5 protein-coding genes are annotated in these 7,162 nt (G+C 66.4%); all 5 read left to right on the top strand.

The genetic code is table 11. The features are described 5' to 3' along the window. The first annotated feature begins 592 nt into the window (after nt 1-592). Genes QMX89_RS22225 through QMX89_RS22205 form a run of 5 tightly spaced genes read left to right on the top strand, consistent with a single transcriptional unit; the run spans nt 593 to nt 7,085 of the window. Entirely contained in the window at nt 593-2,260 is a 1,668-nt protein-coding gene (locus tag QMX89_RS22225) for an ABC transporter substrate-binding protein (RefSeq protein WP_282349913.1), read from the top strand. Beyond that, nucleotides 2,257-3,249 carry an ABC transporter permease gene (locus tag QMX89_RS22220; protein WP_282349912.1) on the top strand — a complete coding sequence of 331 codons (993 nt, stop codon included), beginning with the start codon at nt 2,257-2,259 and terminating at the stop codon, nt 3,247-3,249. The genes QMX89_RS22225 and QMX89_RS22220 overlap by 4 nt, the downstream gene beginning before the upstream one ends. Next, entirely contained in the window at nt 3,246-4,109 is an 864-nt protein-coding gene (locus tag QMX89_RS22215; protein ID WP_191999752.1) for an ABC transporter permease, read from the top strand. The genes QMX89_RS22220 and QMX89_RS22215 overlap by 4 nt, the downstream gene beginning before the upstream one ends. Further along, the gene (locus QMX89_RS22210; RefSeq protein ID WP_282349911.1) at nt 4,106-5,818 is read left to right on the top strand and encodes an ABC transporter ATP-binding protein; all 1,713 of its coding nucleotides are present in this window, start codon (nt 4,106-4,108) and stop codon (nt 5,816-5,818) included. Before QMX89_RS22215 ends, QMX89_RS22210 begins: the two co-directional genes overlap by 4 nt. 46 nt (nt 5,819-5,864) lie before the next feature. After that, the gene (locus tag QMX89_RS22205; protein WP_282349910.1) at nt 5,865-7,085 is read left to right on the top strand and encodes an acyl-CoA dehydrogenase family protein; all 1,221 of its coding nucleotides are present in this window, start codon (nt 5,865-5,867) and stop codon (nt 7,083-7,085) included. The last annotated feature ends 77 nt before the right edge of the window (nt 7,086-7,162 follow it).

Here is a 7,162-nt window from a genome sequence, read left to right as displayed (position 1 = left end):
GGCAGAGACCCGCTCCCACAGGGATGAAACTCCCCCGCACCCCCGTGGGAGCGGGTCTCTGCCCGCGAAAGCGCCCTCGGCCACAACACATCCAGTAGTCATTACCCTGCATCCCACAGCCAAACCCCATGCATCGCCCAGCCCATGTGGGAGCGGGTCTCTGCCCGCGAAAGCGCCCTCTGCCACGACACATCCAGTAGTCATTACCCTGCATCCCACAGCCAAACCCCATGCATCGCCCAGCCCATGTGGGAGCGGGTCTCTGCCCGCGAAAGCGCCCTCGGCCACGACACATCCAGTAGCCATTACCCTGCATCCCACAGCCAAACCCCATGCATCGCGCCCAGCCCATGTGGGAGCGGGTCTCTGCCCGCGAAGACGGTTTTCGATTCACCGATGAAACCGGATCTGCAACACAGAGACAGCTTCTCCCCGACAACTGTCCGCCAGCCAACACCCCTTCAACAAACTGCCCCGTCAGTCCATCCAGCAAAACCCGCAAAGCCCCGCAACTGCGGGGTGGGGCAGTCGGCATGGCTTGTGCAATCACCCCTTGTGAGCTTCAGCATCGACACAAGGCGCAGCCCGACCCATGCCAGACATTCATCCGCGTTCTTCTGCAACACCCCATGGCGGCATCGCTTGGGCCAGTTTGTTAGCCGTCAGCTTCCTGTTGAGCGGTTGTGACAACCATCCCACCGCTGCGGCACGCACCAAAACCCCGGTCAGCGGCGGCACGCTCATCTATGCCACCGACCGCGAACCGACCTGCCTGGACCCGCACGTCGCCGGCGACATGCCGCAAGTGTTTCTCGCCCAGCAAGTCCTCGACTCGCTGGTGTCGATGGACGCCGAGGGGCGTATCGGACCTTGGCTGGCAAACAGCTGGGACATTTCGCCCGATGGCCTGACCTACACCTTCCACCTGCGCGATGACGTGCGCTTCACCGACGGCACGCCGTTCAACGCCGCAGCGGTCAAGGCCAACCTCGACCACATGGCCAACCCCAAGACCCAGTCGAGCACCGCGGGCGGCTACATCCGTCAGTACCAACGCACCGATGTGCTCGACACCTACACCGCTCAGGTGCACCTGGCCACACCCTACGCGGCGTTTCTGGAAGTGCTGGCGCAGGGGTTCCTCGGTATCGAATCGCCCCAGGCGCTGCTGCGTCCGCGCGACGTCAACTGCGAAAGCCCGGTCGGCACCGGCCCGTTCAAGGTGGCGCGCTGGGACCGGCAAAGCCAGGTGGTGCTCGAACGCAACCCGCACTACAACTCGGCGCCGCCCACGGCCCAGCATCAGGGGCCCGCGTACCTGGATCGCATCGTCTGGAAGTTCATCCAGGAGCCTTCCGTACGGTTCGCGTCACTGCAGGCCGGTGAAGTGGACGTGATCGAAGTCCTGCCGCCCGAATCCCACGAAGCGGCACGCCGCAACCCGGACCTGCAACTGATCATTGCCCAGCGCCCCGGCAACCCTACTAACGGCACGCTGAATATCCGCCGCGCGCCGTTCAACGATATCAAGGTGCGTGAAGCCTTCGTGCGCAGCGCCGACATCGACGGTGCCTTGAAAAGCGTCTACTTCGGCGAGTTTCCTCGCGCCGGTGGTCCGTTGAGCAAAGCCACCCGCTTCTACAGTCCCGACTTCGAACATGCCCAGGATTACGACCCGGCGCGCGCCGCGCAACTGCTCGACGAGGCCGGCTGGACCGGCCGTGACGAGGAGGGCTATCGCCTCAAGGACGGCAAGCGCCTGCAGGTGACGGTGGTGCTGGGCAATCGCACGCCGCCGTCGGAATTCACCCTGTGGGAGCAGGTGCAGGCCACCACGCGGCAAGCCGGCATCGAGCTGATCATGGAGCAGATGAGCGATGTGCAGGCGACCAAGCGCCAGGCCGATTGGGATTACGACATCCGCGTTGGCTACTGGAACACCAACACCGCCGACGTGCTGCGGATCATCTTCAGCAGCGCGTTCATCCAGCCTGCTGGGGTGGGCGGCTATCACCAGAACACCGCAGGCTTCAGCGATCCGCAGTTCGACGAGCTGGTGCAACAGGCTCTGGCCACCCAAGACCCCAGCCAACGCCAGGCGTTGTACCACCAGGCGCAGGCCGTCGCCTCCAGCCAGTACCTGCAACTGACCACCTACCCGCAAAGCACCCGGCTGGGCATCTACAAGACGACCCAGGGGGTTCGTCTGGAAACCTCGCTGGCGGTGACCTACCTCTATGACGCCTGGGTGAACAAATGACCACGACATCTTTAACCGTTTCGTCGCCGGACCCCCGTCGCCAGCGCTTGATTCGTCTGGGCCGCCGCGCCGCCGTGCGCCTTGGCGGAGGATTGCTGGTGTTGTGGGCCGTCGCCACGCTGACCTTCTTCGCCCTGCGCCTGATGCCGGGCGATCCGGTACAGGCCATCCTGGGTGGACCCAGCGGCAACCCGACCCCGGAGACCGTCGCCGAGGTCACCCGCGAGTACGGCCTGGATCGGCCCCTGGCGGTCCAGTACGGGCTGTATCTGGTGCGCCTGGTGCAGGGCGACCTGGGGGTTTCCTATTCCCAGCACATGCCGGTTACGCGGGTACTGGCCGAGCAGGCCGGGCCGACCCTGCAGCTGACCTTGAGCGCACTGGTGCTGGCCTGGCTGCTGGTGCTGGCCCTGACCGTGTTCACCGCCGGTCGCCGTAGCTGGGTCGGGCGCCTGGCGTCCCTGGCTGAAACCCTGTGCGCGGCCCTTCCGCATTTCTGGCTGGGCATCGTGCTGCTGGCGGTGTTCGCCTTCGGCTTGCGCCTGTTCCCACCGGCGGGCAGCGACGGCTGGCGGACCCTGGTGCTGCCGACGATCGCGCTGGCGGTGCCGCTGGCCGGCTTCATTGGCCAGGTGACCCGCGAATCCCTGGAACTGACCCTGGACCAGCCCTTCGTGCTGACCGCACGCACCCGTGGCCTGAGCGACGCGGCGGTACGCTTCAGGCACGCACTGCGGCATGCCGTGCTGCCCGGCGTGTCGTTGTCCGGCTGGGCGATCGGCGCGCTGATCAGCGGCGCCGTGGTGATCGAAGTGATCTTTTCCCGCAGGGGCCTGGGCCGTCAGTTGTATCAAGCGGTGCAACTGCAGGACTTGCCACTGACCATCGGCATCAGCCTGGTGGTCGCGGCCGGTTATGTGCTGGCCAACATTCTGGTCGACCTGGTGTACCAGTGGATCGACCCACGGCAGAAGGAAACCCTGGCATGAGCGATCTGATTCTGGAGAGCCCGGCGCTGCCGCTGCGCACTCAACGTCGACCCCGTCGGATCCGTCTGGGTGCGAGCCTGGCCATCGGTTTCCTGACGCTGGTGATCGTGGCCGCGCTGACACCGCAGCTGTTCGCGCACGGCGACCCGCTGGCCATCGTTCCGCGCGACGCCTTTCATCCGCCCGGTTGGGCACACTGGTTCGGCACTGACCAGTCCGGTCGCGACATCTACTCACGGGTGATCCACGGCGCGCGCCTGTCGCTGTTCGTCGGTTTGGCGGCGACGGCGCTGGCGATGAGCATCGCCATTGTTCTCGGCCTGCTCGGCGGCCTGGGCGGGCTGCGCACCGACCGCGGTGTGGGCTGGTTGCTGGAAATACTGTTCGCCTTTCCCAGCCTGGTTCTGGCATTGCTGTTCGTGGCCATCTTCGGCAGCGGCATCGGCCCGCTGATCATCGCCACCGGCCTGGGCGCCGCGCCGGGGTATGCGCGGATGGTCCGTGGGCAGGTGCTGGCGGTGCGCAACGCCGGTTACATCGAAGCGGCACGCGCCCTGGGCCACCCGACTCGACGCATCATCTGGCGGCAGCTGCTGCCCAACGCCATGCGCCCGCTGATCGTCACCCTGACCATGGGTGTGGGGCAGGCCATCGTCTGGGCCTCGGCGCTGAGCTTCCTCGGCCTGGGCGCCCGGCCGCCCACGCCGGAGTGGGGCACCATGCTGTCCATGGGCCGCGACTTCATTGCCAACGCCTGGTGGCTGACGTTTTTCCCTGGACTGTTCATCGTACTCACCACCTTGTCGACCACCGTCGCCGGTCGCTATCTGCAACAACGCCTGGAGGGCCGCCTGACATGAGCCACAAGACGCTGATCGTCGAAGGCCTGAGCGTGGAGTTCGCCGGGCAAAACGTGGTGCGCAACCTGTCGTTCACCCTGGAACCGGGCAAGACCCTGGCCCTGGTCGGCGAATCCGGCTCGGGAAAGAGCGTTACCGCGCGCAGCCTGATCGGCCTGGCCGGAGAGGGCGCGCAGGTGCGGGCACGGCGCCTGCAATACGGTGATCTCGATTTGCTGGCCTTGAGCGACCGCCAGTGGCGTCGAGTGCGCGGCAAGGACATCGGTTTCGTGTTGCAGGATGCCTTGGTTTCGCTCGATCCGCTGCGGCCGGTCGGCAAGGAAATTCTCGAAGTGCTGCAGACCCATGGTTGGGGCGATCGTGCTTCCCGTGCCGCGCGGGTGCTGCAATTGCTGGAACGGGTCGGGGTGCCGGAACCGGCCCTGCGCGCCAGACAGCGCTCGGGAGAGTTGTCCGGCGGACTGCGTCAGCGCGCGTTGATCGCCAGCGCCCTGGCGCTTGATCCGGGCCTGGTGATCGCCGACGAGCCGACCACCGCATTGGACGCCACCGTGCAAGCGCAGATTCTCGGTGTATTGCAGGCGATCAAGGCCCAGGGCAGTTCGTTGTTGATCATCAGTCACGATCTGGCGGTGGTCGCGCAACTGGCCGACGAGGTGCTGGTGTTGCAGCACGGTGAGGTGGTGGAGCAGGGCAGCATGCATCAGGTCCTGACCGCGCCGCGCCATCCCTACACCCGCAGCCTGCTCGATGCGGTTCCGGCGGAGCATGAGCGCGGTACTCGTCTCAGCCCTGGTCAACCTGCCGCCACGCTTGCCCGCGCGCCACGGCTCGATCAGCCCGTGCTGTTGCAAGCCCGTGGCCTGGGCAAGCGCTATGTCGGGCCTGACCAGCAGGTGCGCCAGGTGGTCGACGGCGTCGACTTCGAGCTGCGCGCCGGCCAGACCCTGGGCATCGTCGGTGAATCCGGTTCGGGCAAGACCACCGTGGCGCGCATGGCCCTGGGATTGCTCGAAACGGACGACGGCCAGGTGTGCTTCCTCGATCAACCCTGGAACGGCAGCGCCGACGCACGGGTCGCCGAAAGCCAGCGCCGGGCGCTGCGACGTGACATCAGCGTGATCTATCAGGACCCGCTCAGTTCGTTCGACCCGCGCTGGAGCGTCGGGCAGATTCTCGCCGATGCGTTGGACGTGGCCGGCGTCGCAGCGCCTGACCAGGCACCTCGTATTCGTCATTTGCTGCAGCAGGTGCGCTTGCCTGCCGAGCTGGCAACGCGACGGCCCCTGCAACTCTCCGGTGGCCAGCGCCAGCGGGTGGCGATTGCCCGAGCCATCGCCAGCAACCCCAAGGTGATTGTCTGCGACGAGCCAGTATCGGCGTTGGACGTCTCGGTCCAGGCCCAGGTGCTGGACCTGCTCGCCGACCTGCAAGCCGAACTGGGCCTGGCCTACCTGTTCATTTCCCATGACCTGGGCGTCATCCGTCATGTCAGCGACGAGGTGCTGGTGATGCGCCATGGCCAGGTGGTCGAGCACGCGCCGGTCGAGCAGTTGTTCGAGTCGCCGCAGCACCCCTACACCCAACGCCTGCTCGGTGCCGTGCCACGCCTGCCCAGCGCTGGCGTGGCGCTGCAGGTCCCTTCGCTGGAACCGGAAAACGCCGTGCTGCTGTTCGATGAATCCCGCTTGTGGAAGATCGCCATTTGAAGGCGTCGCGCTGCTCCTTCCATCCATTTCCTGACAGGAACCCTTCATGACTCACGCTGCCAACGTCACGCCTTCCCCTTCACCCGTAGCGCCGCTGAGCGTGGCGCAATTGCTGGCACGTGCCGAGCAGTTGCTGCCGGCCATCGCTGCCGGCGCCGCTACGCGCGAGCGCGACCGGCAACTGCCGTACGAGGCCGTCGCACAGATCGCCCAAGCGTTGCTCTATACCCTGCGCATTCCCACCCGCTATGGCGGCCCCGGCGGCTCGGTGAAGGACGTCATCGGCCTGCTGGTGCGCATCGCCTCGGTGGATTCCAATGTCGCCCAAGCCTTGCGTCCCGGCTTCGCGTTCATCGAAGGGCTGCTGGTGTCTCGGGCCGAAGGCGCCGAGCAGGAGCGTCAGCTCTGGTTCGCACGTTACCTGCAAGGCGCGGTGCTGGGCAACGCCGGTTGGGAAGTCGGCGGCGCCAACGGTGCCATCAGCGCCCGCATCGTGCGTGAAGGCGATCACTACCGGGCCAACGGCAGCAAGTTCTACAGCACCGGTTCGCTGTACGCCGACTGGATCAGCGCGGTGGCGCTGGACGAGCACGACCAGCCGCTGTCGTTCATCCTGCCCCGCGACCGCGAAGGGCTGGTGCTGCTGGACGATTTCGACGCCATGGGCCAGCGCCTGACCGCCAGTGGCACCACGCGGCTGGACAACGTGCAGGTCTATGCCCACGAGGTGCGCACGCGCACGGTGGAAGAGGGCAAGCGCACACTGGTGACGCCATTCCTGCAGGTGTTCCTGGCGTCGGTGCAGGCCGGAATCGCCCGCAATGCGTTGAACGATGCAGTAACGTTCGCACGCCATCATGCGCGTCCGATCAAGCACAGCAGCGCCGAGCAGTCGGTGGATGATCCTTATGTGGCGCTGAGCGTGGGCGAGATTTCGGCGCGTGCCTACACCGCGGAGGCGGTGGTGCTCAAGGCTGCCGAAGCGATCGATCGCGCCTGGGCGGCGGGGCTCGATCCGGCAGCGGTGGACGAGGCCGCGATCGAGGTGGCGCAGGCGCAATACATCGCCGCCGAATGCGCGCTCAAGGCGGCGGAACGGGTGTTCGATGTGGGCGGCGCCTCCACGACCGGGCGCGGCCATAACCTGGACCGGCACTGGCGCAACGCCCGCACCGTAGCCAATCACAACCCCCGCGACTGGAAAGCCGCAGCAGTGGGCACCTGGCAGCTCAAGGGCACACCGCCCCCGACCTCCGGGCTTTTTTGAGCGCGTACACAACCCCCCTGTGGGAGCGGGTCTCTGCCCGCGAAGAATCCACCGCGGTATTCCTGAAACACCGCAGC

Origin of the sequence: Pseudomonas sp. PS01301 (assembly GCF_029960215.1) — a bacterium.
In the GTDB taxonomy this organism is placed as follows: domain Bacteria; phylum Pseudomonadota; class Gammaproteobacteria; order Pseudomonadales; family Pseudomonadaceae; genus Aquipseudomonas; species Aquipseudomonas coleopterorum.
Note: the sequence above shows the minus strand (reverse complement) of the source record. Positions and strands in the feature narration are given on the sequence as shown.